Raw genomic sequence first — 23482 nt, 5'->3', positions numbered from 1 at the left:
GTGAAGCCCCCCTTTACTTAAAGTATAAAAGTTTTCGCATGAATTGTCACTTTGCGTCGCAAATTAGATGTATACAACGGCAGCAAAGTGAGGATGATCGACATGGTATGCCGGCATTACCAAGAGCTGGACGCATTAGTTCAGGAAGCGAAAAAAAGGACCGAAGAAGGCAAAGTGGCAGACTATATTCCGGCTCTGGCTGAATCTGAACAAGACAGCCTTTCGGTCACGATTTATCATGCGGAAAATACATGTCTGACGGCAGGAGACGCCGACCGGACATTTACGCTGCAGAGCATTTCGAAAGTGCTTTCTCTGGCGCTCGTACTGATGGATTACGGAAAGGAAAAGGTGTTCAGCTGCGTGGGTCAGGAGCCGACCGGCGACCCGTTTAATTCCATGATTAAGCTTGAAACAGTGAATCCGGGCAAGCCTTTAAATCCGATGATTAATGCGGGCGCTCTCGTCGTAACGGGTTTCATTAAAGGGCATTCGCCGAAAGACCGCCTGGATTACCTGCTCGGATTCATCAGAAGACTTGCGAATAATCAGGACATTACATATTGCAGACATGTCGCGGAATCGGAATTCAGTTCATCCATGATTAATCGGGCCATGTGTTATTACATGAAGCAGTATGACATTTTTAAAGGCGATGTTGAAGAGGTCATGGATTTGTATACAAAACAGTGCGCGATTAAGATGAGCAGTCTGGACTTAGCCAAAATCGGCTGCGTATTCGCCCTTGACGGCAAGCATCCGGAAACCGGGGAGCAGGTCATTAAAAAAGATGTGGCGAGAATCTGCAAGACGTTTATGGTGACATGCGGCATGTACAATGCGAGCGGGGAATTCGCGATCAAGGTCGGCATTCCCGCTAAAAGCGGCGTTTCGGGAGGAATCATGGGCATTTCGCCGTACAACTTCGGAATCGGTATATTCGGCCCGGCGCTTGATGAAAAAGGCAACAGCATCGCGGGTGTGAAGCTTTTGGAAATCATGTCTGAGAAATACAGGCTGAGTATTTTTTGAAACATTTTTTATCATAACATCTGCTTAAATTCTCTTGCAATTTCATCTGATACCCTTTATGATAAATAGAAGAATTAGGTACTCGCCTGGGGAACGGAGGGATACTTTTGGCTTCAGAGATTATAGTTGACCATCAGCAGAAAGCATTCGAGCTGTTGAAGTTAGATGCTGAGAAGATTTTGAAGCTGATCCGAGTACAAATGGATAACTTAACGATGCCTCAATGTCCTCTGTATGAAGAGGTCTTGGATACTCAGATGTTCGGACTGTCGAGGGAAATCGATTTTGCTGTCCGCCTGGGATTAGTTGACGAAAACGACGGCAAAGAGCTGCTGGACAGACTTGAAAGAGAACTGTCTGCTTTGCATGACGCGTTTACAGGAAAATAAATGATCAAACTCAAACTATTCAACGGTTTGGGTTTTTTTATAACCGTAAACCGTTTTTTGCATCTTCTTTTCGTAAGACGGTCTCTTAATCTGCATTTCATCCGAAAAACTATAAAGAAACTGCGTAAAATGTTTATGAATTATAGTAAAATATAATACGCAATAGGTATTAAACGTAAGCTTTAAGCAGGAAAGAGGATGTTATGTTTAAAAGAATGTTAAAATCTTACGATTATTCATTGATATGCGCTATCATTCTGCTGTGCAGTTTCGGATTGGTAATGGTATACAGCTCAAGCATGATTACCGCCGTTATGCGTTACGGCGTGAGCAGCGACTATTTCTTTAAACGGCAGCTGTTCGCCGTCATCGCGGGGTTTGTGCTGTTTATCATCGCGGCCGTTTTTCCGTACAAAGTGTTCGCCCATCAAAAGATTCAGAAATTCATACTGCTTGCGTCAGTGGCTGCGCTTTGCGCGCTGTTTGTTTTCGGACATGTTGCCGGAAACGCGCAAAGCTGGTTTAAAATTGGCGGAATGGCCATTCAGCCGGGGGAATTTGTCAAGCTGACCCTGATACTGTACCTTGCCGCGGTATACGCAAAGAAACAAAGCTATATCGATCAGCTTTTGACGGGGGTTGCGCCGCCGGTGATCGTCACCGTAGTCATTTGTGCGCTTATCGCCATTCAGCCTGACTTCGGAACGGCGATGATTATCGGCCTGATCGCATTTTGCGTCATTATGTGTTCGGGATTCAGCGGAAGGACCCTGCTCAGGCTGGTTCTCATGGCGGGAATCGTATTGCTCCTTGTCAGCCCGATCATCTATCTGAAATGGGACGATATTTTGACACCCGGGCGTATGAGCCGGTTTGAAAGCCTTGAAAATCCATTTAAATACGCCAGCACATCAGGCCTGCAGATTATAAATTCGTATTATGCGATCGGCTCAGGCGGTTTTTTCGGTCTCGGTCTTGGAGAAGGCATTCAAAAATACGGTTATCTGCCTGAATCGCATACAGACTTTATTATGGCGGTTATTTCAGAGGAGCTCGGCATTTTCGGCGTCCTGTTTGTCATTGTGCTGCTGGCTTTTGTCGTGTTAAAAGGTTTTTATATTGCGAGAAAATGTGAAGATCCGTTCGGGAGCCTTTTGGCAATCGGGATATCCAGCATGATTGCGATTCAGACCTTTATCAATCTCGGCGGTGTCAGCGGCTTAATTCCGATTACAGGTGTTCCGCTGCCGTTTATCAGCTACGGGGGCTCATCAATGTTGTTGTTATTAATGAGCGCCGGTATATTGGTGAATGTCAGCATGCATGTCAAGTACTCAGAAAAGAAGAAAAAGAGGGAGCCCGTTCCGTCTAAGGGGGTAAAAAGACGGCAGACGGAAAAATCTGTGTATCTCTAAAAAACAAGTGTATACACAGGGCGGATATTCCTTTATTATAAACTACATATTTATTAGGCCAAGGGGGAGAAAAGTTTGTCACAACAATCCATCCAAAAAGTGTTAGTAGCAAACAGGGGAGAAATTGCGATTCGGATTTTCCGGGCGTGCACAGAATTGAACATCAGAACGGTAGCCGTTTATTCAAAAGAAGATTCGGGCTCCTATCATCGCTATAAAGCGGATGAAGCTTATCTTGTGGGAGAAGGCAAAAAACCGATTGATGCGTATCTTGATATTGAAGGGATTATTGAGATCGCAAAAAGAAACGGCGTAGATGCCATTCATCCGGGCTACGGATTTCTCTCTGAAAATATCCAATTTGCGAGACGCTGTGAAGAAGAGGGCATCGTATTTATCGGACCGACGTCAGCGCATTTGGATATGTTCGGAGATAAGGTAAAGGCGAGGGAGCAGGCAGAAAAAGCCGGCATCCCCGTTATTCCGGGGAGTGACGGACCGGCTGAAACATTAAAAGATGTCGAACAATTCGCAAAAGTCCACGGATTTCCGTTTATTATTAAAGCATCGCTCGGAGGCGGAGGGCGCGGAATGAGAATCGTCCGAAGCGAAAGCGAATTGAAAGAATCGTTTGAGCGGGCCAAATCAGAAGCGAAAGCCGCATTCGGAAACGATGAAGTGTATGTTGAAAAACTGATCGAAAATCCTAAGCATATTGAAGTTCAGGTGATCGGAGATAATGAAGGCAATGTCGTCCATCTGTATGAGCGGGACTGTTCCGTTCAGAGACGCCATCAAAAGGTCATTGAGGTGGCGCCGAGTGTATCTTTGCAGCCTGAATTAAGGGACGAAATCTGTGAAGCGGCTGTGGCGCTTGCGAAAAATGTCGGCTATATCAACGCGGGGACCGTGGAGTTTCTCGTAGCGCGCGGTGAATTTTACTTTATTGAAGTGAACCCGCGCGTGCAGGTGGAGCATACGATTACGGAAATGATAACGGGGGTTGATATCGTTCAGACGCAAATCCTCGTCGCGCAGGGCCACGGACTGCACAGCCGTGCCGTCAATATCCCTGAGCAGAAAGACATTTTTACAAACGGGTATGCGATACAATCACGTGTGACCACTGAAGATCCGCTGAATGACTTTATGCCTGACACGGGTAAAATTATGGCTTACCGCTCAGGCGGCGGCTTCGGCGTCCGCCTTGATACGGGAAACAGCTTCCAGGGCGCCGTCATCACGCCTTATTATGATTCACTGCTCGTCAAGCTGTCGACATGGGCGCTGACGTTTGAACAGGCATCAGCGAAAATGGTCCGCAACCTGCAGGAATTCAGGATCAGGGGCATTAAGACCAATATTCCGTTTCTTGAAAACGTGGCAAAGCATGAAAAATTCCTGACGGGCCAATATGACACATCGTTTATCGACACAACGCCTGAGCTGTTTGTTTTCCCAAAACAGAAGGACCGCGGAACAAAAATGCTTTCCTATATCGGCAATGTCACGGTAAACGGTTTTCCGGGAATCGGGAAAAAAGAAAAACCTGCATTTGATAAGCCTCAGACCGTTACGTTAGGTATCGGGGAAAAGCCGGCAAGCGGTACGAAACAGATCCTTGATGAAAGAGGCGCTGAGGGGCTTGCAGACTGGGTGAAAGAGCAAAAATCCGTGCTCCTGACCGATACAACGTTCAGGGATGCCCATCAGTCCCTGCTTGCAACCCGGATCAGATCCAATGATTTGAAAAAAATCGCGAATCCTACGGCTGCCCTGTGGCCTGAACTGTTCAGCCTTGAAATGTGGGGAGGCGCGACATTTGATGTAGCGTACCGTTTCTTAAAAGAAGACCCTTGGAAGCGCCTTGAAGATCTTCGCAAGGAAGTGCCGAACACATTGTTCCAGATGCTGCTTCGTTCATCAAATGCCGTCGGTTATACAAACTATCCGGACAATGTCATCCAAAAATTTGTCCGGCAGTCAGCGGAGTCAGGTATTGACGTATTCCGGATCTTTGACAGCCTGAACTGGGTAAAAGGGATGACGCTGGCCATCGATGCCGTCCGTGAAACCGGAAAAGTGGCGGAGGCTGCGATTTGTTACACGGGAGATATTCTTGATAAGACCCGGACGAAATATGATTTGCAATATTATCTTTCTATGGCGAAAGAGCTTGAGGCGTCTGGTGCGCACATTCTCGGCATTAAAGACATGGCTGGTCTTTTGAAACCTCAAGCCGCATACGAACTTGTCTCAGCGCTGAAGGAAACGATTGATATTCCCGTTCATCTTCACACGCATGATACGAGCGGCAATGGCGTCTTTCTCTATGCCAAAGCTGTTGAAGCGGGTGTGGACATCGTGGATGTCGCCGTCAGCTCAATGGCGGGTCTGACTTCACAGCCGAGCGCAAGCGGATTTTATCATGCCCTTGAAGGAAACAGCCGCCGTCCTGAAATGGATGTCCGGCAGGTGGAAAGACTGTCGCAATACTGGGAATCCGTCCGTCAGTATTACAGTGAATTTGAAAGCGGGATGAAGTCTCCGCATACTGAGATTTATAATCATGAAATGCCGGGCGGCCAGTACAGCAATCTGCAGCAGCAGGCAAAAGGAGTCGGCCTCGGTGATCGCTGGAATGAGGTGAAAGACATGTACAGCGTCGTCAACCGCATGTTCGGCGACGTCGTGAAAGTAACACCTTCTTCCAAAGTCGTCGGAGATATGGCGCTTTACATGGTGCAAAACAATTTAACAGAACAAGATGTTTATGATAAAGGCGAAACGCTTGATTTTCCGGATTCAGTCGTTGAGCTCTTTAAAGGGCAGATCGGCCAGCCGCACGGCGGATTTCCGGAAAAACTGCAAAAGCTCGTTCTGAAAGGGCAGACGCCGATCACGGTAAGACCGGGTGAGCTGCTTGAACCGGTATCTTTTGAAGGCATTAAAGAAGAATGGAAAGAAACACATCATATGGAATTGAGTGATCAGGACGCAATCGCGTATGCTCTTTATCCGAAGGTGTTTACTGAATATGTTAAAACGGCGGAACGCTTCGGTGATATTTCCGTATTAGACACACCGACTTTCTTCTACGGCATGACACTCGGTGAAGAAATCGAAGTGGAAATCGAGCGCGGAAAAACGCTGATCGTGAAGCTTGTATCTATCGGTGAACCGCAGCCAGATGCGACACGTGTCGTTTATTTCGAATTGAACGGCCAGCCGCGCGAGGTGGTCATTAAAGATGAAAGCATTAAATCATCCGTACAGGAAAAATTAAAAGCAGATCGGACAAACCCAAGCCACATTGCGGCATCCATGCCGGGAACCGTCATTAAATTGTTAACGGAAACCGGGGCAAAGGTGAATAAAGGCGATCATCTGATGATTAATGAAGCGATGAAAATGGAGACGACGGTACAGGCGCCGTTCTCCGGGACGATACAGCAGATTCATGTGAAAAACGGTGAACCGATTCAGACAGGCGATTTACTGATCGAAATTGAAAAAGCGTAAAAAATGAACATCTAAAAAACCTGATCCGCCCTCGTGTGCGATCAGGTTTTTTAGATGTAAAAAGGCCGAAGCTCTAATGCTTCGGCCTTTTCATGTGCCTCAGATGTACCGCTGTTTTGATTCATAGCGGAAGCGGGCGATTAATAATAAGAAATAGCATAAGACGCCGAACAGGCCGGCAATAAAGAGCGAATGGGCAAGTGCAAAGCCGGTGGCCATTTCTGAATAAACAACCATGATTCCGGAGAGCGCCTGTAATACAACAAAGGCAAGAGCCGCTATCCAGCCCCCAAGAATCTGTTTTTGGTCTTTGTAGGAGCGCACCGCATGTGCAAAAGCGACAAGAATCCATACGAACAGAAGCAGCGCTGCCGTTCTGTGGCCCATCTGCACCCATTCCTGAAAATGGGACGGAAGCCCGTGATTCAGCCTGCTGCAAAGCGGAACGTCAGGGCAGGCAAGGCTTGATTTCGTATGGCGCACATAAGCTCCCGTATAAACGACGATATACGTGTAAATCGAAAGGCCGATCATATGAAACTGCATTTTCCTGCCGATTCTGAGCGGCTTGACGAGCTTTTTGTCTGATTTATCAGCTTCGAATATGAGCAGCGTCAAAATCAGAACAGAAGCGAAAGAAATCAGCGATATGCCGAAATGAAGCGCCATAACGAGCGCATTTGATCCGAAAACAACCGCTAATGCGCCGAGAAGCGCCTGTAAAAATAAAAAGATAATGGACATAATGGCGAGAAAGGTTGTTTCACGGAAAACAGGCGTGACTTTTCTCCATGCCCAAAAAGCGAGACTCAGCACGAGAACGATTGAGACACCGCTTGCGAGTCTGTGGCTCCATTCAATGATAGAAGCGGCGTTAAGCTCCGGGAAAAACCGGCCGTGGCAAAGCGGCCACTGCCTTCCGCATCCGAGACCCGATCCTGTCTTTGTGACAAGAGCGCCGCCGATCAGCACGACGAGCATAACGAATGTCGTCAGCACGCCGAGCGCTTTCAAAGCTTTATTCATTTTACATTCACCTTCTTAACAAACTGGACAAAATGATATACGTACCAAGTGTAAGCGAATATGTGTTTTGTGGCAATTCTCAATTCTGTTTGTTCACAAAAATATAATAGAATCAGGACTTCTTAGATAATGGGGTTGATTATTCCAGATGGGTCTGATAGAAATAAAGTAACCGCTTTATTATGAAACCGGCGGATTTGGTAAAATTCATAAAAAGTTCACAAATAAATTCCTGTTTCTCGTTTAATATTTAAGAGGATGTTTTTTTACAGGTCATTATCTTGTATGATAGAGTTGCAGGTCTTAAAAAACCTGCTTTAGGTTTGTAAGGGAGGTTTACGTTATGGCTAATTCCAGAATTTTAAACGATACAGCTATAGACGGACAGATTGAAGAGACGACGGCATGGAAGGATTTCCTTTCGCTTATCAAAATAGGAATCGTCAATTCGAATTTAATTACGACTTTTACCGGCATGTGGCTTGCGTTACATATATCCGGTCTGAGTTTTTTAGGCAATTTAAACACCGTGCTTCTTACATTAATAGGATCTTCTTTGATCATCGCCGGTTCTTGTGCGGTTAACAACTATTACGACCGTGATATTGATCATTTAATGGAACGCACGAAAGTAAGACCGACGGTAACCGGAAAGATTCAGCCGAATCAAGCGCTGTGGTCAGGAATTTTACTCATTGCTTTAGGACTTATCATGCTTTTGATGACCACCGTGATGGCAGCAGTCATCGGTTTTATCGGCGTGTTTACGTACGTTGTTCTTTATACAATGTGGACGAAACGCCGTTATACGATTAATACGGTTGTCGGAAGTGTATCAGGCGCCGTGCCGCCGTTAATCGGCTGGACAGCGGTTGAAGGGCACATCGGTGTTGTCGCGTGGGTTTTATTCATGATTTTATTCATCTGGCAGATTCCGCACTTTTTAGCGCTTGCGATTAAGAAGACGGAAGATTACAGAGCAGCGAATATTCCGATGCTTCCGGTAGTGCACGGCTTTGAAGTGACGAAAAGACAGATTATCGTCTGGGTCGCATGCCTGCTGCCGCTTCCATTTTTCCTCGGCAGTCTAGGTCTTCCGATCGTCATTCTCGGCACTTTGCTGAATGTCGGATGGCTTGTTCTCGGACTGATGGGATTCCGCATGAAAAACATCATGAAGTGGGCAACTCTTATGTTTGTCTATTCGCTTAATTACATGACCATTTATTTTGTAGCGATGGTGGTCTTTACGCTGTTTTAATTAAATAATGAGCTTGTTTGATCGCCAAAACAAACAATGACAACTAGTAAACGCCGCCTTGACCTTTTGTTTAATCAGGCGGCTTTGCTTTTATACATAGATGGAATTTTAAGTAAAAAATCTCATATTTTAAGAAATGAGGAAAAGAAGTATTTCGGCTGGAAGCAGATTTACTGCTTGTGCATCTCGTACTGATTCAAAAAAGGGGTTGGGTGAAATGTTAAAGCGTTGGCGTCTTTTATCATTATTAGCCTTAGTGCCGCTTTTATTGAGCGGCTGTGGAAAACCGTTTCTGTCCACACTCAAGCCTGCCGGCGAAGTGGCTGATAAACAATATGATCTGACGGTGCTCAGCACACTTATCATGGTTGTCGTCGTTGCGGTCGTAGCAGTTATTTTCTTTTACGTCATTGTGAGATTCAGACGGTCGCGTATAGGGGAGGACACGATACCGAAACAGGTGGAGGGGAACCGTTTTTTAGAAATCACCTGGACCGTTATTCCGATCCTGCTTCTGATTATTCTTGTCATTCCGGTTGTCATCGATACATTGGCGCTGGCGGATACGTCGCCGATGGATAAGAAAAACCGTAAAGCAGAGGATGCGCTCGTGATTAATGTAAGGGCGAATTTATACTGGTGGGAATTCGAGTATCCTGATTACGGGTTTGTGACAAGTCAGGAGCTGATCGTTCCCACAGATGAACGCGTCTATTTCAAGCTGAAGTCCTCAGATGTGAAACACTCTTTCTGGATTCCGTCAGCCGGGGGAAAAATCGATACGAATACGGATAATGACAATACTTTCTTTCTGACCTTCGATTCTAAACGCAGCAAAGAAGCGGGAGAATATTTCTTCGGGAAATGCGCAGAGCTGTGCGGACCTTCACATGCGCTGATGGATTTCAAAGTGAAACCGCTGCCGTCAAAAGAATTTAAACAATGGACGAAAGCGATGAAAAATTATAAGCATACAACAGACTCCGGTTTAGCCGCGCAAGGAGAAGAGCTGTTTAAGGAAAAAAACTGCCTGAGCTGTCATGCGGTTGAGCCCAATGATAAACGGGCTGAAGCGGCAAGAACGGCTCCGAACCTCGCTACCTTCGGTGAACGGGTCAAAGTGGCCGGCATTAAGGATGCGAATAAAGAGAATATAAAAGCCTGGCTGAAAAATCCGGACAGCATTAAACCGGGCAATAAAATGACAGGCACTTATCCGAAGCTCTCGGACGCTGAAACGGATGCGCTGTATGAATATTTAAAAGGGCTGAAAGCGGAGAACAAGTGAGGACAGGGAGATATCAGGGGGGAGGTCGTAAATGATGAATACGCTTACAGGACAGCAAAGAAAAAGCTCTTTGCTTTGGGATTATTTGACGACGGTTGACCATAAGAAAATCGCGATTTTATATATGATCGCCGGGGGATTTTTCTTCGTCGTCGGCGGACTTGAGGCCATGCTTATCAGGATTCAGCTCTTGAGGCCGGGGAACGATTTTATGGGTGCTCAGCAGTTTAATGAAATTATGACGATGCACGGCACGACAATGATCTTCCTGGCGGCGATGCCGCTGTTATTCGGGCTGATGAACGCGGTTGTGCCGCTTCAGATCGGGGCGCGTGACGTATCGTTCCCATTTCTGAATGCGCTCGGATTTTGGCTGTTTTTCTTCGGAGGCATCTTTTTGAATCTGAGCTGGTTTTTAGGAGGCGCTCCTGATGCAGGCTGGACGTCGTACGCGTCGCTTGCGCTGAATTCGAAAGGGCACGGCATAGACTTTTTCGTGCTCGGCCTGCAAATATCAGGCTTAGGTACGCTCATTGCGGGGATCAACTTTCTCGCCACGATTATTAATATGAGGGCGCCGGGTTTGACGTATATGAGACTGCCGCTGTTTACGTGGACGACATTTGTGGCGTCGGCACTCATTTTATTCGCATTTCCTCCGCTCACCGTCGGTTTGGCGCTGATGATGCTGGATCGTTTGTTCGGAACGAATTTCTTTAATCCTGAATTGGGCGGCAATACGATAATCTGGGAGCATCTGTTTTGGATTTTCGGGCATCCGGAAGTATACATTTTAATTCTTCCCGCCTTTGGGATTTTTTCAGAAATCATTCCCGTATTTGCGAGGAAACGTCTGTTCGGTTATTCGTCTATGGTCTTTGCGATCGTGCTGATCGGCTTTCTCGGGTTCATGGTTTGGGTTCACCATATGTTTACGACGGGACTCGGACCGATCGCTAATGCGATATTTGCGGTTGCGACGATGGCGATCGCGGTGCCTACGGGCATTAAAATTTTCAACTGGCTTTTGACCATCTGGGGAGGAAATGTCAAATTCACGACGCCTATGCTGTATGCCGTCGCCTTTATTCCTTCTTTCGTACTCGGAGGAGTCACGGGTGTCATGCTGGCGGCCGCAGCGGCAGATTATCAGTTCCACGATACGTATTTTGTCGTAGCGCATTTCCACTATGTCATTATCGGCGGCGTTGTGTTCGGCATCCTGGCGGGCGTGCATTTCTGGTGGCCGAAAATGTTCGGGAAGGTGCTTCATGAAACGATGGGGAAAATTTCGTTCGTCTTATTTTTTATCGGGTTTCATCTTACCTTCTTCATTCAGCATTTCCTCGGTTTGATGGGAATGCCGCGGCGCGTTTACACATATCTGCCCGGCCAGGGGCTTGATACCGGCAACCTGATCAGTTCAATCGGCGCGTTTTTCATGGCGGGCGCGGCTGCTTTACTCGTCGTCAATATTATTTATACCTCAATAAAGGGGAAATACGTCGGGAACGACCCGTGGCTGGACGGTCGTACGCTTGAATGGGCGGTCTCTTCGCCGCCGCCGGAATATAATTTTAAACAGCTTCCGTTTGTCCGGGGACTTGACCCGCTGTGGATTGAAAAGCAGGCCGGAAATGAAGGGATGGCGCCTGCAGAGCCTGTAGAGGACATTCATATGCCGAACGGCTCCATCATGCCGTTTATCATATCTTTCGGGCTGTTTGTCGCAGCGTTCGGGTTTTTATACCACTCCGATTATTCATGGGGGCTTCCGGTTATCTTCATAGGGCTCGGCATCACATTCTTTACCATGCTGCTTCGCTCTGTGGTCGATGATTACGGCTATCATATTCACAAAGAAGATCTGCCGAATGATGATAAAGGGGTGAAGGCGTAATGCAGCTGCAGGAAAAAATGACGGCTGAAACCTTTCCGGCTTCTCCTGAAAAAGCAACGCTGGAGGGGAAAAATAAGTTTTTGGGATTTTGGCTGTTTCTCGGCGGGGAAACGGTTCTGTTCGCCTCGCTATTTGCAACATTCCTTGCTTTACGGGAATCTAAAGCCGGAGGGCCGTCAACGGCTGAGATGTTTGAGCTGCCGATCGTATTTATCGCGACGATGCTTCTTTTAACGAGCAGCTTAACGAGTGTGTATGCGATGTATCATATGAAAAATTTCTCCTTTAAAAAAATGCAGGTGTGGCTTTTGGTTACCGTTTTATTGGGAGCAGGATTTTTAGGGGTAGAAATCTATGAATTTATGCATTACACTCACGAATTCGGCTTTACCATTACAAGCTCTGCGCTCGGCTCAGCGTTTTACACGCTCGTCGGCACACACGGAGCACACGTGGCGTTCGGGCTGTTGTGGATCAGCGCGCTGATGATCCGGAATGCAAAAAGAGGGCTCAGCCTTTATAATGCGCCGAAATATTATGTGGCCAGCTTATATTGGCATTTTATCGATGTCGTGTGGGTCTTTATCTTTACCGTTGTATATTTGATGGGGATGGTGGGATAACGATGGACGATAACAAAAACAGAGGGACTGTCAGTACGGATCTCGAATATCGAAAAAAGAAAAATGCCGAGGAGATGAAATATCAGGTCATATCCTTCGGTTTGATGATCGGCCTTACGCTTGTCGCGTTTTTGACGGTGGCTGCTGACGGCATTGCCGGATGGTTTACGATGCCGTTTCTGATCCTGCTTGCGGTCATCCAGGTCATCTTTCAGCTGTTTTACTTTATGCATATGAGCCAGAAGGGGCATGAAGCGCCGTCATTATTTCTGTATTCGGGAATATTTGTCGCGTTTATCACCGTGCTTGCATTTGTCACGATTATTTGGTGGTAATCGGGGCGGCGGGGAGTGAGAGATTTGATTAATTTGGAAATGTTCGGGTTTCGCGCAATGTGGAGCCCATATCTGTTTTGTATAACTGCCGTGATAACAGGTGTTTACTTTTACTGGTGCAGCCGGCATAAAGGACGTGTGTCCGCTAAGGAGAAGGTGCTGTTTGTGCTTTCCGCGCTATTTTTTTACGCGGCTGCGGGAAGTCCGGTTGATTTATTGGGCCATGTGATGTTCAGCGCCCATATGACGCAGATGGCGGTTCTGTTTTTAGTCGTACCGCCGCTGTTGATTTCCGGAATTCCCGGCTGGGCATGGAAAAAACTGATCTTCCGTCCTGTCGTAAAGCCGCTGTTTTCGTTCTTTTCAATGCCGCTTATCGCATTAGTGCTGTTTAACGGTATTTTTTCACTGTATCACATCCCGTTTATATTTGATTTCGTCAAAACGGATTCGCTGTATCACACGCTGATGAACGGACTCATCTTTGTAACGGCGTTTTTTATGTGGTGGCCGCTTGTGCATAAGGTGGACGGTCTGCCCCGTCTCAGCGGTTTAATGAAGCTGGGGTATATTATGGCAGACGGGATTCTGTTAACGCCGGCCTGCGCGCTCATTATGTTCAGCGGGGCGCCCATGTATGCCACGTATACAGATCCGGCGGCTTGGGCCGAAGCAATGAAGCTTTGCGTTCCTTTAGATTTGCTGGAGGAGATCCCTTTATCCGGACCGGAGATGTTTAACACGCTCCCTCCTCTGGAAGATCAGCAGCTTGGGGCAGTACTGATGAAAATCATTCAAGAGGCGGTCTACGGAACATATTTGGCTGTCATCTTTTTTCAGTGGGTCAGAACGGAACGGGAAAAAGATACGCTGTCAGAGCCGCCGTATATCGAGCATACCGTCTCATGAAAAAAAGTACAGCAGAATATGCTGTACTTTTTTATTACATTTGCACTGTTTTTAATGACTCTTCCAATTCAAGCAGTAAAGCTTTGCTTTCAGCGACGACATGTTCCGGAAATTCTTCAGCGCTGCCGTATTCTACGCCGTGCGGATAATAATGCTTTCCTAAAAGAGGGGCCTTCAGCTGAATCACGGCCCGGCTGCCGCCGACATCGCCCTCTTTTGCCGTTCCTTGAATCCGCAGATAAAATGTCCCCTCAGGTACTGAAAACTTTTTGTCGTAAGTCACTCTTTCATAATCCCATTGTCCAGCCAGAATGAGCCCTTTACCTTCCATCAGATCATTCAAGCGGCTGAGCTCCGCTGTTACCCCTTCAAGACCGCTGTTTTCAAACTTCAAACCTTCCCCCTCCTTTTAAAAATGCCCTTTCCTGACAATCATAGTATGAAAGCGTTACACTTTCAATGATTCATACGGTGAAAGTATGCAAAAAGAAAAATTTGACGACAATAGTAGCAGAAAAAAGGAGGAATTCCGCAATGACAAAGATCAATAAGCTCATGACGTCAGACTTGCAATATTGTACAGTATTAGATAATGTATATGAAGCTGCGGTGAAGATGAAAGACGCAGATGTCGGCGCCATTCCGATAGTGGATGAAGACGGCGCCACACTTGTCGGGATCGTGACAGACAGAGATCTCGTATTACGGGGAATTGCTTCAAAAAAGCCGAACTCTCAAAAAATAACCGACGCAATGACAGAGCGGGTTATCAGTGCAGAGGAAGGCGCCTCTGTGGAGGAGGTGCTCCATTTGATGGCTGAACATCAGCTCAGAAGAATTCCCGTCACAAGGGATAAAAAACTGGTCGGCATTGTTACGCTCGGCGATCTTTCGTTGGCCGAGCAATCAAATGAGCAAGCAGGCCGAGTGCTGTCTGACATTTCTGAAGACGGCGGTCCGGAGGGGTTTATCCATTAAACATAAATCACGGACGATGCAAATAGGCTGTACTGTATAAGAGTAAACAAAAACAGAACGGTTTGAACATATGGGGGTGAGAGGTTGAAAAATATCGCAAGGGCTCTCGTTATCCTTTTGCTTATTTACGGAGCGTATGTTCTGTTTATACAATATGGATCGGCTCCTCAGAAAAAGACGGATCAGGAGGAGCCTCAGGTTTCCAATGAAGAAGAGAGCGGAAAACGGCTGAAAATGCCGTCATCCGGACTGCTTTCTCTCATGGGGAAATCTGCCGCCGATGTGAAAAAGAAACTTGGGGAACCGTCCCGGAAAGATCCTTCTGCCTACGATTACGAGTGGTGGGTGTACAACCAGGGGAAAGACCAATACGTACAAGTCGGTATTTTGAATGATAAAGCCGTGACTTTATACGCTTCGGGAAGCGGCATCAACGCAAAACCGTTTAAGATCGGCGAATCGACTGGCGAAGTTTTTAAAACGACGCAGGTTTCTCCTTTTGTCAATGTGACTGACAAGGGAAACACGTATCGGTTCGAGTTTTCTGAAGAAGATATCAATACCCGTCCCACCGTTAAGATAGGCGGAATGTATGTTCAGCTGTACATGGACAAATTTGACGGGAATCTGTCAAGCATCAGGGCATTTGATGCGGAAACGCTTGTGAAACAAAGGCCGTATGAAGTCATGTACAGAGGAAAGCTGACAGAACCCGAGCCTGTTTCTGATAAAAAATGGAACGACATTGAACGAGCGAGTGAACAGCAGATTCTCGATATTACAAATGTCATCCGCGTGAAACACGGACTTGCAAGGCTGAAATGGGACGAAGGCGCCGCAAAAGTGGCATTCGGCCACAGCAAGGACATGAAGGATAACAAGTATTTCTCTCACGTCTCAAAGAAATACGGGACTCTGAAGGACCGCTTGGAAAAAGGCGATGTGAAATACCGGGAGGCCGGTGAAAATATTGCCTACAACTATGTGGACGGTCCTGCAGCCGTTGAGGGCTGGCTGAACAGCGAAGGCCACAGAAAGGCGCTGTTAAGCCCGGATTATACGCACCTCGGTGTCGGCGTTGATCAGAAGTATTATACGCAAAACTTCATTAAGCCTTGGCAGTAAAAAACCGCAGAGGAGCGCGTCCCCCGCGGTTTTTTTATGTTTTTTCGCGAGCGGTGCTCCTGGCGAAAAAAACAATTTTTATATATACCTGCTTTTTTTCGCAATTTAGGCGAACATTAAGGCGCATGAACCGATACATTATAGCAGGCAAAACTTTTCGGAGGGGGTGAGAATTGTGGCGAATCAGCAATCACGGCAATCAATCGATGATTTTAAACAATTCGTAAAAAAGCATCCCAAACTGATCCAAAATGTTCGCAAGGAACAAAGAAGCTGGCAGGAAGTCTATGAAAATTGGGTTCTTCTGGGCGAGGATGATCCGATATGGGACCCTTTTAAAGACGAGGCCGTTCAGCCTTCTTCCGACGCGGAAACCAAACAGGAACCAGCTGAAAAAAACGATTTCGTTTCAAAAATGGTCACTGCCGTCAAAAAGATGGATATCAACCAAATGAATGAGCAGATCAATAAAATGAGCCAATCCATTTCATCATTGCAAAGCCTTTTAAGCCAATTTTCGGGGAGCAGCACGAAGCAGCCCCGGCAAGGCTCCGGACAACATCCTTTTTCGTTCAGAAAGGATTAAAGAAGGGGATCGTGTATGCGAAAAGAGGTTCAGGAATTCATATCCGCAGATGAGGAACGGAAACGGTTTATACGGCAGCGTCCCGTCTGGTACCGCAGACTTGCGAGAAAACCGGACGATCTCAATTCCTTTCAGCTTGACATGATGAATTTTTATGAAAAGACGATACCGCATCGGGTAAGCCAATTCTCAAACGGGATTCAAATGGCGCAGATGATGATGCAGATGGTTCACGCCATGCGTTCACAGGATTAAAAAGCGTTTAAACGCCGCATTTTCCAATTGGGTGGTTTCATGGTAAACTAGCAACTGGAGGTGCGTATTTATGTATGCAACAATTGAGTCCGTCAAGCTTCAAAGTGAAGCGGAGCAGCTTGCCGGCATGATTCTGCAGTCTGAGACGGCTGAAAATTACCGCGATTGTTACAAGCGTCTCCGTGAAGATGAAGAGGCAGGGCGGATCATTCGTTCATTTATGAGCGTTAAAGAGCAGTATGAGGATGTGCAGCGCTTTGGCAAATACCATCCTGATTATAGAGAGATTTCCCGCAAAATGAGAGAAATGAAACGGGAACTGGATTTAAACGATAAGGTGGCCGAATTTAAAAAAGCGGAGACTGAGCTTCAGTCGCTGCTTGACGAGATCAGCATTGAACTCGGAACGGCCGTCTCGGAGCATGTAAAAGTTCCGACGGGGAATCCTTATTTTGACGGCCTGTCATCCTGCGGCGGCGGGTGCGGTTCCGGCGGCGGCTGCGGATGCAAAGTTTCCTGACGAGACGGCCGTCTCGTCTTTTACATAAAATGAACAGAAAGTCAGGCGGGTGATCATGATGGAAAATAAGCGCCAAGGCATAATCGTATATCTGCATTCCTTAAAACACAGCAAAATGCTGAGAAAATTCGGCAACGTTCATTATGTTTCCAAGCGGCTGAAATACGTTGTGCTGTATTGCGATATGGACCTAATCGAAAAAACAATGGAAAAGATTTCTTCTTATTCATATGTGAAGAAGGTAGAGCCTTCTTATAAACCTTTTTTAAAGCTGGAATTTGAATCAAAGCTTGATAAGGCGAAAGAGTACGATTATAAAGTCGGTATATAAAAAAATCCCCGCAGATACCTGCGGGGTCCTTCTATTCCTTAACAAGTTAAGGAGAAGGAAAAGGGAGAGGAGAAACCGGAGGAAGAACTTATGGGGAAACGTAAGTCTTCTCCGCGGTTGGCAACAACATCATTCATTGATGCTGTTACACGTAGTCTTGACAGGAATGTGAATATGTATACACGTTTTTCACGTTCATTGTTTGAAAGAATGCTTTATGATAAGATAGGGATTGTTTTGATACATAACGGCTCAGCCGATGAGAAACATCAAAGTTTTCAGAAAAAGTGGTGTGAATAATGAGAGTAATTTCCGGTTCAAGAAAAGGACGAGCCTTAAAGGCTGTGCCGGGCACATCAACAAGGCCGACGACGGATAAAGTAAAAGAGTCTATTTTTAATATGATCGGCCCGTATTTTGACGGAGGAACGGGGCTTGATTTGTTTGCGGGGAGCGGCGGTCTCGGGATTGAAGCGCTGTCGCGCGGATTTGACCGCTGTATCTTTGTGGATCGTGATTTCAAAGCCATCCAAACGGTAAAAGCGAATATCAAAGCGCTTGATCTGCTGTCTTCAGCGGAAGTATACCGCAATGATGCAGAGCGGGCCCTCTATGCCGCGGCGAAACGGGAAAAAGGTTTTGACGGAATTTTCTTAGATCCTCCGTATAAGGAACAAAAGCTGAAAGCGCTTATCGAAATGATTGATGAGCAGAACATGCTGAATGAAGACGGTTTTGTCGTAGCCGAGCATGATAAAGCCGTTGCGCTTCCTGAAGCCGTCGGCGCGCTTTCTGTAACAAGAAGGGAAATTTACGGGCTTACAGGAGTGACGATATACCGAAATAGGGGGTAATGATGTGGCAAGTATAGCTGTATGTCCCGGAAGTTTTGATCCCGTCACCTACGGACATCTGGACATTATCAGACGGGGGGCAAACGTGTTTGAGCAGGTGTACGTATGCGTGCTCAATAATTCTTCTAAGCAGCCGCTGTTTACAGTAGAGGAACGATGTGAGCTGTTAAGAGAAGTGACAAAAGACATACCGAATGTTACGGTCGAGACGTCACAAGGACTGTTAATCGACTATGCGAAAAAAAAGCGGGCGAAGGCGATTATCAGGGGGCTCAGAGCCGTTTCTGACTTCGAATATGAGATGCAGGGGACTTCCGTCAACCGCGTGCTCGACGAATCAATAGAAACTTTTTTTATGATGACGAACAATCAGTACTCTTTTTTAAGTTCAAGCATCGTAAAAGAAGTCGCAAAATATAACGGGCCTGTTTCAGAGTTTGTTCCTCCGGAAGTTGAACAGGCGCTGATGCAGAAATTTAAAGGATGAGAAGCGCTGATTGGCGTCTCATCCTTTTTTTGTCCGTGCTGACAGCCTGTAACAATAAATCAATGCGTATATGGCGAGAGCTGTCAGCGTGATGGCGGGCCCGGTTTCAACAAGTGTATTCCAGCCGCTGACGGCAGCAGATCCCGCTTCCTGATCGCGGAAAGGGAGGAATACGGACTGGTAAGGTTCGTCCAATGCAAGGTAAAGCGGCTTCCACAGTAAGAGAATAAAGAGTGCGGCATAAATGCCCTGAAGGATACGCGCCGCGAAAAACGGTTTAAAGCGGATATCTGTTTCCGATAAAATGCCGGCTACCTGGGCCTGTACGGAAAGGCCGCTGAACCCGAGAATAAAACTCACAATCATGGCTTTCGGCAGCAAGGCGGCATCAGCTTCACTGACCAGCTTGCTCCCAAGTGTAATTTCAAACATTCCGCTGATAAGAGGGATGTCCAGATTTGCCGGAAGATGAAAAAGCGAAAGCAGCGCGTTTGTAAATACAGAAAGCACATCCATGACTTGTACGATTGATAATAACCGGCTGAAAACCGAAAACAATATAATAAAACCGCCCACCATCAGCAAGGTTTGTACAGAAGAGGTGACGGCGTCGCCCAAAATTTTTCCGAGCGGCCGCTTTTCCGAAAGCCGCGCCTTGTGGAGGGCCAGAAATGCTTCCTTCAGAGAAGGGAGAGCGATCGTCTTTTTACCGGTATACGCCGCTTCTTCTTTCCGTCCGTATGAACGCATCGTCAGGCCGACGGCGATGTTTCCGAGATAGTGAGCCGATGCCAGCAGAATGCCGAGAGACGCGTTATGAAAAAAGCCGACTGCCACAGCAGCGAATATAAATAACGGATTGGATGAATTGGTAAAAGAGACGAGGCGTTCAGCCTCTACTCTGGAGATTTGTTTATCCTGGCGCAGCCGTGCAGTCAGCTTCGCGCCGGCCGGATTGCCTGAAGCCATGCCCATAGCCAGTACAAATCCGCCGACCCCCGGCACTCTGAAAATGGGACGCATAAAGGGTTCGAGTAAAAGGCCGACAAACTTGACAATGCCGAATCCGATTAAAAGCTCAGATAGAATAAAAAACGGAAGCAATGAAGGAAAAACTACCTCCCACCACATGGAAAGACCGGTTTTGGAGGCTTCGAATGAGGCCTGAGGGTGTGAAATAACCGTAGCCGTCAAAAAAATGAAAAACAATGAAATCAAAAATGTATGAAACTTAGACAAATTCATTCTTACCTCCCCGATGCTAAAATTGCACACTGACATTTATATCATGATAAAATATAGAACAGACCTTAAAGGCGGCCGGGCAAGTACCTATTTGTCATCCTGTACTAATATACGAGCATAGGGGTTCAATTTAGACCATAGAATTCATGTATAGGATGTCTATTAGGGGGTTCGTCGCGTTGGCCAAACCTACAATCGGGTTAGCGTTAGGTTCGGGAGGGGCAAGAGGCATCGCTCATCTCGGAGTGTTATCCAGTTTACATAAGCATCAGATTCCAATTGATATGATTGCCGGCAGCAGCATGGGAGCATTAGTCGGAAGCTTTTATGCGGCCGGGCATGACGTGGCCACGATGAAAAAAGTCGCTAAAGCATTTAAGCGGCGGCTGTACGCGGATTATACGATGCCGAAGCTCGGATTTTTAAAAGGAGACCGCATCAGGCAGCTCGTTCATGCCTATACGTACGGCAAGCCGATAGAAGAACTGCGGATCCCGCTCGGCATCGTGGCCTGCGACCTTCAGACCGGCGAAAAACTCGTTTTTACGAAAGGTTCAGTGTCCGAAGCCGTCCGCGCGAGCATCAGCATACCGGGCGTTTTCGTCCCGCAAAAAATGAACGGACGTATGTTAGTCGACGGCGCGGTGGTCGACAGAATCCCGGTTTCCGCCGTAAAAGATATGGGTGCTGATATCGTCATCGCCTCTGACGTATCCCGGGTGAAAAAAACGGAAAAGGCGGCACATATTTTTGATGTAATCATGCAAAGTATGGATATACTGCAAAATGAATTGGTCCGTCACCAGACCATTGCCGCAGACGTCATGATCCGCCCTTCTCTTGAATCATTCAGCTCAAGTTCTTTTGCCAACATTGATCATATGATCACAGCGGGCGAAGAAGCCGCAGACCGGATGATCGGCCGGATTAAACAAGAAATAGAGAACTGGGAGGGCTAACTCATATGAAAGCAAAACATTTTCGCTGGGTGTTTATCATCCTGATCTTATTAATCGCTGTTACATTTATTAAGCTTCCGTATTACATCACACAGCCGGGAGAAGCATCAGAGCTGAGACCGCTGATTAAGGTGGACGGAGGCTATCCTGAAAAAGGAAGCCTTTCCTTGATGACTGTCAAAGTAGGCCCCGCCAATCCGTATACATATCTTTGGGCGAAAGTGCATCCTTACGAAGAAATCGTCCCTGATGAAAGCATAAAAGAAGAGGGCGAATCGGACTCGGATTATATGAAGCGCCAGCTGCAAATGATGAAAAGCTCCCAAGAAAACGCGGTCATTGCCGCTTATCAAAAAGCCGGGAAACAGGTGAAATACTCATTTAACGGCATTTATGCCAGCTCAGTCGTCTCTGACATGCCGGCAAAAGGAAAAATAGAGGTCGGTGATAAAATCATCAGCGCGGACGGGAAAACATACGAATCCGCTGAAAAGCTGATTGATTATATCAGCAGCAAAAAAGCGGGGGAAAAAGTAACGTTTCACATTGAACGGGACACGAAAGAAAAGACCGTTGACATTGTGCTGAAATCATTCCCGGACGACCCGAAAAGAGCGGGAATCGGTGTCGCATTATATACGGACCGGAACGTGAAAGTGAAGCCGGATCTTCATTTCAGCATTGAAAACATCGGCGGGCCTTCTGCGGGTCTCATGATGTCTTTAGAAATTTACAACCAGCTGACAAAACCTGACGAAACAAAAGGCTATAATATAGCCGGAACGGGGACAATCGACGTGGACGGCAAAGTCGGACCGATCGGCGGAATCGATCAGAAAGTCGTCGCCGCAGACAAAGCGGGAAAAGATATTTTCTTTGCGCCGAATCAAAACGGAGCTGAAAATTCTGATTACAAAAATGCGGTAAAAACGGCGAAAGCAATCAAGTCCGATATGAAAATCGTCCCTGTCGACACCATGCAGGACGCACTTGACTATTTGGATCAGCTGAAAGTAAAAAGCACCTGATACAGACAGGTGCTTTTTTTACGCATTCAAAAAACACTTTTCGTCTTCATCATAGCGGATCGGCGCTTGTGAAAATTCCTGTTTCTCAAACAATGTGCGTTCAGGTTCGTTTATCGGCAGGCTGTAAACCCGTCCCGCCAGTATGTCCAGATCCAGAGCGGGATGAGAGAAAGAAGAGAGCTTGCTGACGAGAGGTGCGGTAAGCTCTTTTTTCTTTGCCGACAGGTACGCCTGTCCTTTTTTCGTCATTCCGAGAAGACGGATATAAGGAGCGCTTGAAGGCTGCAAGAGCCGATGCATGTCTTCTTTTTTCGTCCGTGTCAGAATGTGCGTGTTCATCCGCTGCAGCCTCGTCCACGTGTATCGTTTTGTTTTCAATCGTTCCATCATTTCGCGATAGGATCGGGCTTGTCTGATGGTGCGCAGAATTCTGTGCTCAAGGCCTTCTTCCACTTCATAGATTCGGCTCAATTCTTCAGCGGAAAGAGTGCTGAGGCTGTATTTTACATATGAAAAATAGTCTTCCGTGCTGTGCCATATTCCGTATGATTTTCTGTATGCCTCCAGCTCACGCGCAGACGCTTCCGGGAGAAAGCTCCTTGCGGCCGCCGTTCCTTTTTCTATCAGCGCTTTCCGGATGCTTGTTGCGCTGGCTATCCGGCTGTTATCTCCGGGAAGCTCGGCGTCATGATATTGGGAAGCGATTCTGGCTGTCGTATAAGGCTTCATAGCGGAACCGGAGGTGTGTATCGCTCTAACATAGTGAAAACCGAGAATATTGTTCGGCTTGGACAAATCGAGCATGTCCCGCCCTTTGAATATGTGTGAAAAAGCTTTTGAGGCGGCGGCCGGATAGCTGAGACCCTTTTTCAGCTCCTCTTTCAGAATCAGGCTGCAGTCATCTTCCTTTCGGCTGAACGCTTCAGACGCTTCAAGAAAGGATTCGATCCGCCCGTTTTCGCTGCCGAAAAACAAGCTGCTGCATCCTAAATGATGAAGAAGCGAAACGCTGCCGCGCGCGAATAATTCCGCTTTTTGTACGGCATATATATAAGGGAGCTCAATGACGATATCCACGCCGTTTTCCAGCGCCATTTTTGTCCGGGCCCACTTTGAGACGGCGGCCGGTTCCCCGCGCTGCAAAAAAGGGCCGCTCATCACCGCCGCCGCGACGCTGCTGTCCGTTTTGATTTTTGCTTGTTCCGCATGATAGCGGTGTCCATTATGAAAGGGATTATATTCAACAACCAGGCCGACTGCTTTCATATTTGTCCCGCCTTTCTTGCTATGTTTTGCTTCGTGTGGTACATTTGCAAATGAAGTGCATATTTTAGTCCGTTTCGTTTAGTGTATGCATAGCCTATCCGGCTGTCAACGATTGCATGACGGCGGCATTATGCTGTAAAGAAAAAAT

Annotated in this window: 25 protein-coding genes; 21 read left to right on the top strand and 4 right to left on the bottom strand. The window is 46.9% G+C overall.

The annotated features are described in order from the left end of the window. The first annotated feature begins 102 nt into the window (after positions 1–102). From glsA to pyc, 4 genes are all read left to right on the top strand, one after another. A complete protein-coding gene (glsA, locus tag BGM27_RS02025) occupies positions 103–1032 on the top strand; it encodes a glutaminase A (protein WP_007409681.1) in 930 nt (309 codons plus the stop codon). A gap of 107 nt (positions 1033–1139) precedes the next feature. Beyond that, entirely contained in the window at positions 1140–1421 is a 282-nt protein-coding gene (locus BGM27_RS02020) for an Fpa/YlaN family protein (protein WP_003154494.1), read from the top strand. Positions 1422–1624: 203 nt separating this feature from the next. Then, positions 1625–2836 (top strand): FtsW/RodA/SpoVE family cell cycle protein, encoded by a 1212-nt coding sequence (locus BGM27_RS02015; RefSeq protein WP_007409682.1) that lies wholly within the window; start codon positions 1625–1627, stop codon positions 2834–2836. Between the two features lie 75 nt (positions 2837–2911). After that, positions 2912–6358 carry a pyruvate carboxylase gene (pyc, locus tag BGM27_RS02010; protein WP_007409683.1) on the top strand — a complete coding sequence of 1149 codons (3447 nt, stop codon included), beginning with the start codon at positions 2912–2914 and terminating at the stop codon, positions 6356–6358. 99 nt (positions 6359–6457) lie between these two features. Here the strand turns inward: pyc and ctaA are convergent, their stop codons facing one another. Continuing rightward, positions 6458–7384: a heme A synthase CtaA gene (ctaA, locus tag BGM27_RS02005; RefSeq protein ID WP_007409684.1), complete on the bottom strand. Its 927-nt coding sequence runs from the start codon at positions 7382–7384 to the stop codon at positions 6458–6460. 343 nt (positions 7385–7727) lie between these two features. Here ctaA and cyoE point away from each other — a divergent pair, with 343 nt between their 5' ends. The 6 genes from cyoE (at position 7728) to ctaG (ending at position 13700) form a co-directional block, all read left to right on the top strand. Next, positions 7728–8645: a heme o synthase gene (gene cyoE / locus BGM27_RS02000; RefSeq protein WP_003154486.1), complete on the top strand. Its 918-nt coding sequence runs from the start codon at positions 7728–7730 to the stop codon at positions 8643–8645. A 217-nt stretch (positions 8646–8862) separates the two neighbouring features. Continuing rightward, positions 8863–9933, top strand: a complete 1071-nt coding sequence (coxB, locus tag BGM27_RS01995) for a cytochrome c oxidase subunit II (RefSeq protein WP_003154484.1) — start codon at positions 8863–8865, stop codon at positions 9931–9933. Positions 9934–9964: 31 nt separating this feature from the next. Further along, on the top strand, positions 9965–11833 hold the full coding sequence (gene ctaD, locus BGM27_RS01990; RefSeq protein WP_007611227.1) for a cytochrome c oxidase subunit I: 1869 nt from the start codon (positions 9965–9967) through the stop codon (positions 11831–11833). After that, positions 11833–12456 (top strand): cytochrome c oxidase subunit III, encoded by a 624-nt coding sequence (ctaE, locus tag BGM27_RS01985; RefSeq protein ID WP_003154482.1) that lies wholly within the window; start codon positions 11833–11835, stop codon positions 12454–12456. Before ctaD ends, ctaE begins: the two co-directional genes overlap by 1 nt. A 2-nt stretch (positions 12457–12458) precedes the next feature. Then, complete coding sequence (gene ctaF / locus BGM27_RS01980) at positions 12459–12791, top strand: cytochrome c oxidase subunit IVB (protein ID WP_007409686.1); 333 nt, start codon at positions 12459–12461, stop codon at positions 12789–12791. Positions 12792–12815: 24 nt separating this feature from the next. Next, positions 12816–13700: a cytochrome c oxidase assembly factor CtaG gene (gene ctaG / locus BGM27_RS01975; RefSeq protein ID WP_020953993.1), complete on the top strand. Its 885-nt coding sequence runs from the start codon at positions 12816–12818 to the stop codon at positions 13698–13700. 34 nt (positions 13701–13734) lie between these two features. Here the strand turns inward: ctaG and BGM27_RS01970 are convergent, their stop codons facing one another. Next, complete coding sequence (locus BGM27_RS01970; RefSeq protein ID WP_007409688.1) at positions 13735–14094, bottom strand: YugN family protein; 360 nt, start codon at positions 14092–14094, stop codon at positions 13735–13737. A 140-nt stretch (positions 14095–14234) separates the two neighbouring features. Between BGM27_RS01970 and BGM27_RS01965 the strand changes: the two genes are divergently transcribed. The 9 genes from BGM27_RS01965 (at position 14235) to coaD (ending at position 18836) form a co-directional block, all read left to right on the top strand. Further along, positions 14235–14678: a CBS domain-containing protein gene (locus tag BGM27_RS01965; RefSeq protein ID WP_007409689.1), complete on the top strand. Its 444-nt coding sequence runs from the start codon at positions 14235–14237 to the stop codon at positions 14676–14678. Positions 14679–14762: 84 nt separating this feature from the next. After that, positions 14763–15803 (top strand): CAP domain-containing protein, encoded by a 1041-nt coding sequence (locus tag BGM27_RS01960; protein ID WP_007409690.1) that lies wholly within the window; start codon positions 14763–14765, stop codon positions 15801–15803. 175 nt (positions 15804–15978) lie between these two features. Further along, entirely contained in the window at positions 15979–16389 is a 411-nt protein-coding gene (locus tag BGM27_RS01955; protein ID WP_007409691.1) for a YlbD family protein, read from the top strand. 15 nt (positions 16390–16404) lie between these two features. Then, positions 16405–16644 carry a YlbE-like family protein gene (locus tag BGM27_RS01950; protein ID WP_003154475.1) on the top strand — a complete coding sequence of 80 codons (240 nt, stop codon included), beginning with the start codon at positions 16405–16407 and terminating at the stop codon, positions 16642–16644. 70 nt (positions 16645–16714) lie between these two features. After that, the gene (gene ricF, locus BGM27_RS01945; RefSeq protein WP_003154472.1) at positions 16715–17164 is read left to right on the top strand and encodes a regulatory iron-sulfur-containing complex subunit RicF; all 450 of its coding nucleotides are present in this window, start codon (positions 16715–16717) and stop codon (positions 17162–17164) included. Positions 17165–17222: 58 nt separating this feature from the next. Next, complete coding sequence (locus tag BGM27_RS01940) at positions 17223–17495, top strand: YlbG family protein (protein ID WP_003154470.1); 273 nt, start codon at positions 17223–17225, stop codon at positions 17493–17495. Between the two features lie 90 nt (positions 17496–17585). Then, entirely contained in the window at positions 17586–17795 is a 210-nt protein-coding gene (locus BGM27_RS01935) for a hypothetical protein (protein ID WP_007409692.1), read from the top strand. Next, positions 17795–18349 carry a 16S rRNA (guanine(966)-N(2))-methyltransferase RsmD gene (gene rsmD / locus BGM27_RS01930; protein WP_007409693.1) on the top strand — a complete coding sequence of 185 codons (555 nt, stop codon included), beginning with the start codon at positions 17795–17797 and terminating at the stop codon, positions 18347–18349. The genes BGM27_RS01935 and rsmD overlap by 1 nt, the downstream gene beginning before the upstream one ends. A 4-nt stretch (positions 18350–18353) precedes the next feature. Then, positions 18354–18836: a pantetheine-phosphate adenylyltransferase gene (gene coaD, locus BGM27_RS01925; protein ID WP_007409694.1), complete on the top strand. Its 483-nt coding sequence runs from the start codon at positions 18354–18356 to the stop codon at positions 18834–18836. 18 nt (positions 18837–18854) lie between these two features. Here the strand turns inward: coaD and ylbJ are convergent, their stop codons facing one another. Continuing rightward, positions 18855–20081, bottom strand: a complete 1227-nt coding sequence (gene ylbJ, locus BGM27_RS01920; protein WP_007409695.1) for a sporulation integral membrane protein YlbJ — start codon at positions 20079–20081, stop codon at positions 18855–18857. Positions 20082–20260: 179 nt separating this feature from the next. On the opposite strand from ylbJ, the gene BGM27_RS01915 reads away from it, so the two are divergent. Continuing rightward, positions 20261–21040 carry a patatin family protein gene (locus BGM27_RS01915; protein ID WP_007409696.1) on the top strand — a complete coding sequence of 260 codons (780 nt, stop codon included), beginning with the start codon at positions 20261–20263 and terminating at the stop codon, positions 21038–21040. A gap of 5 nt (positions 21041–21045) precedes the next feature. Next, a complete protein-coding gene (locus BGM27_RS01910; RefSeq protein ID WP_007409697.1) occupies positions 21046–22068 on the top strand; it encodes a SepM family pheromone-processing serine protease in 1023 nt (340 codons plus the stop codon). An 18-nt stretch (positions 22069–22086) separates the two neighbouring features. Here BGM27_RS01910 and BGM27_RS01905 read toward each other — a convergent pair whose 3' ends face one another. Continuing rightward, on the bottom strand, positions 22087–23334 hold the full coding sequence (locus tag BGM27_RS01905) for a nucleotidyltransferase (protein WP_007409698.1): 1248 nt from the start codon (positions 23332–23334) through the stop codon (positions 22087–22089). Positions 23335–23482: the final 148 nt, after the last annotated feature.

The organism is Bacillus sp. FJAT-27001 (genome assembly GCF_019039175.1).
Taxonomy (GTDB): domain Bacteria; phylum Bacillota; class Bacilli; order Bacillales; family Bacillaceae; genus Bacillus; species Bacillus velezensis.
Note: the sequence above shows the minus strand (reverse complement) of the source record. Positions and strands in the feature narration are given on the sequence as shown.

What these genes read in the sequence shown, in the direction of transcription:
- BGM27_RS01910 (WP_007409697.1), top strand. Translation starts at nt 21,046, where the DNA reads ATGAAAGCAAAACATTTTCGCTGGGTGTTTATCATCCTGATCTTATTA.
- ctaD (WP_007611227.1), top strand. Translation starts at nt 9,965, where the DNA reads ATGATGAATACGCTTACAGGACAGCAAAGAAAAAGCTCTTTGCTTTGG.
- BGM27_RS01965 (WP_007409689.1), top strand. Translation starts at nt 14,235, where the DNA reads ATGACAAAGATCAATAAGCTCATGACGTCAGACTTGCAATATTGTACA.
- ricF (WP_003154472.1), top strand. Translation starts at nt 16,715, where the DNA reads ATGTATGCAACAATTGAGTCCGTCAAGCTTCAAAGTGAAGCGGAGCAG.
- ctaE (WP_003154482.1), top strand. Translation starts at nt 11,833, where the DNA reads ATGCAGCTGCAGGAAAAAATGACGGCTGAAACCTTTCCGGCTTCTCCT.
- ctaF (WP_007409686.1), top strand. Translation starts at nt 12,459, where the DNA reads ATGGACGATAACAAAAACAGAGGGACTGTCAGTACGGATCTCGAATAT.
- BGM27_RS01935 (WP_007409692.1), top strand. Translation starts at nt 17,586, where the DNA reads ATGGGGAAACGTAAGTCTTCTCCGCGGTTGGCAACAACATCATTCATT.
- rsmD (WP_007409693.1), top strand. Translation starts at nt 17,795, where the DNA reads ATGAGAGTAATTTCCGGTTCAAGAAAAGGACGAGCCTTAAAGGCTGTG.
- BGM27_RS01905 (WP_007409698.1), bottom strand. Translation starts at nt 23,334, where the DNA reads ATGAAAGCAGTCGGCCTGGTTGTTGAATATAATCCCTTTCATAATGGA.
- BGM27_RS01950 (WP_003154475.1), top strand. Translation starts at nt 16,405, where the DNA reads ATGCGAAAAGAGGTTCAGGAATTCATATCCGCAGATGAGGAACGGAAA.
- coxB (WP_003154484.1), top strand. Translation starts at nt 8,863, where the DNA reads ATGTTAAAGCGTTGGCGTCTTTTATCATTATTAGCCTTAGTGCCGCTT.
- glsA (WP_007409681.1), top strand. Translation starts at nt 103, where the DNA reads ATGGTATGCCGGCATTACCAAGAGCTGGACGCATTAGTTCAGGAAGCG.
- BGM27_RS01940 (WP_003154470.1), top strand. Translation starts at nt 17,223, where the DNA reads ATGGAAAATAAGCGCCAAGGCATAATCGTATATCTGCATTCCTTAAAA.
- ylbJ (WP_007409695.1), bottom strand. Translation starts at nt 20,081, where the DNA reads ATGAATTTGTCTAAGTTTCATACATTTTTGATTTCATTGTTTTTCATT.
- cyoE (WP_003154486.1), top strand. Translation starts at nt 7,728, where the DNA reads ATGGCTAATTCCAGAATTTTAAACGATACAGCTATAGACGGACAGATT.
- ctaA (WP_007409684.1), bottom strand. Translation starts at nt 7,384, where the DNA reads ATGAATAAAGCTTTGAAAGCGCTCGGCGTGCTGACGACATTCGTTATG.
- BGM27_RS02015 (WP_007409682.1), top strand. Translation starts at nt 1,625, where the DNA reads ATGTTTAAAAGAATGTTAAAATCTTACGATTATTCATTGATATGCGCT.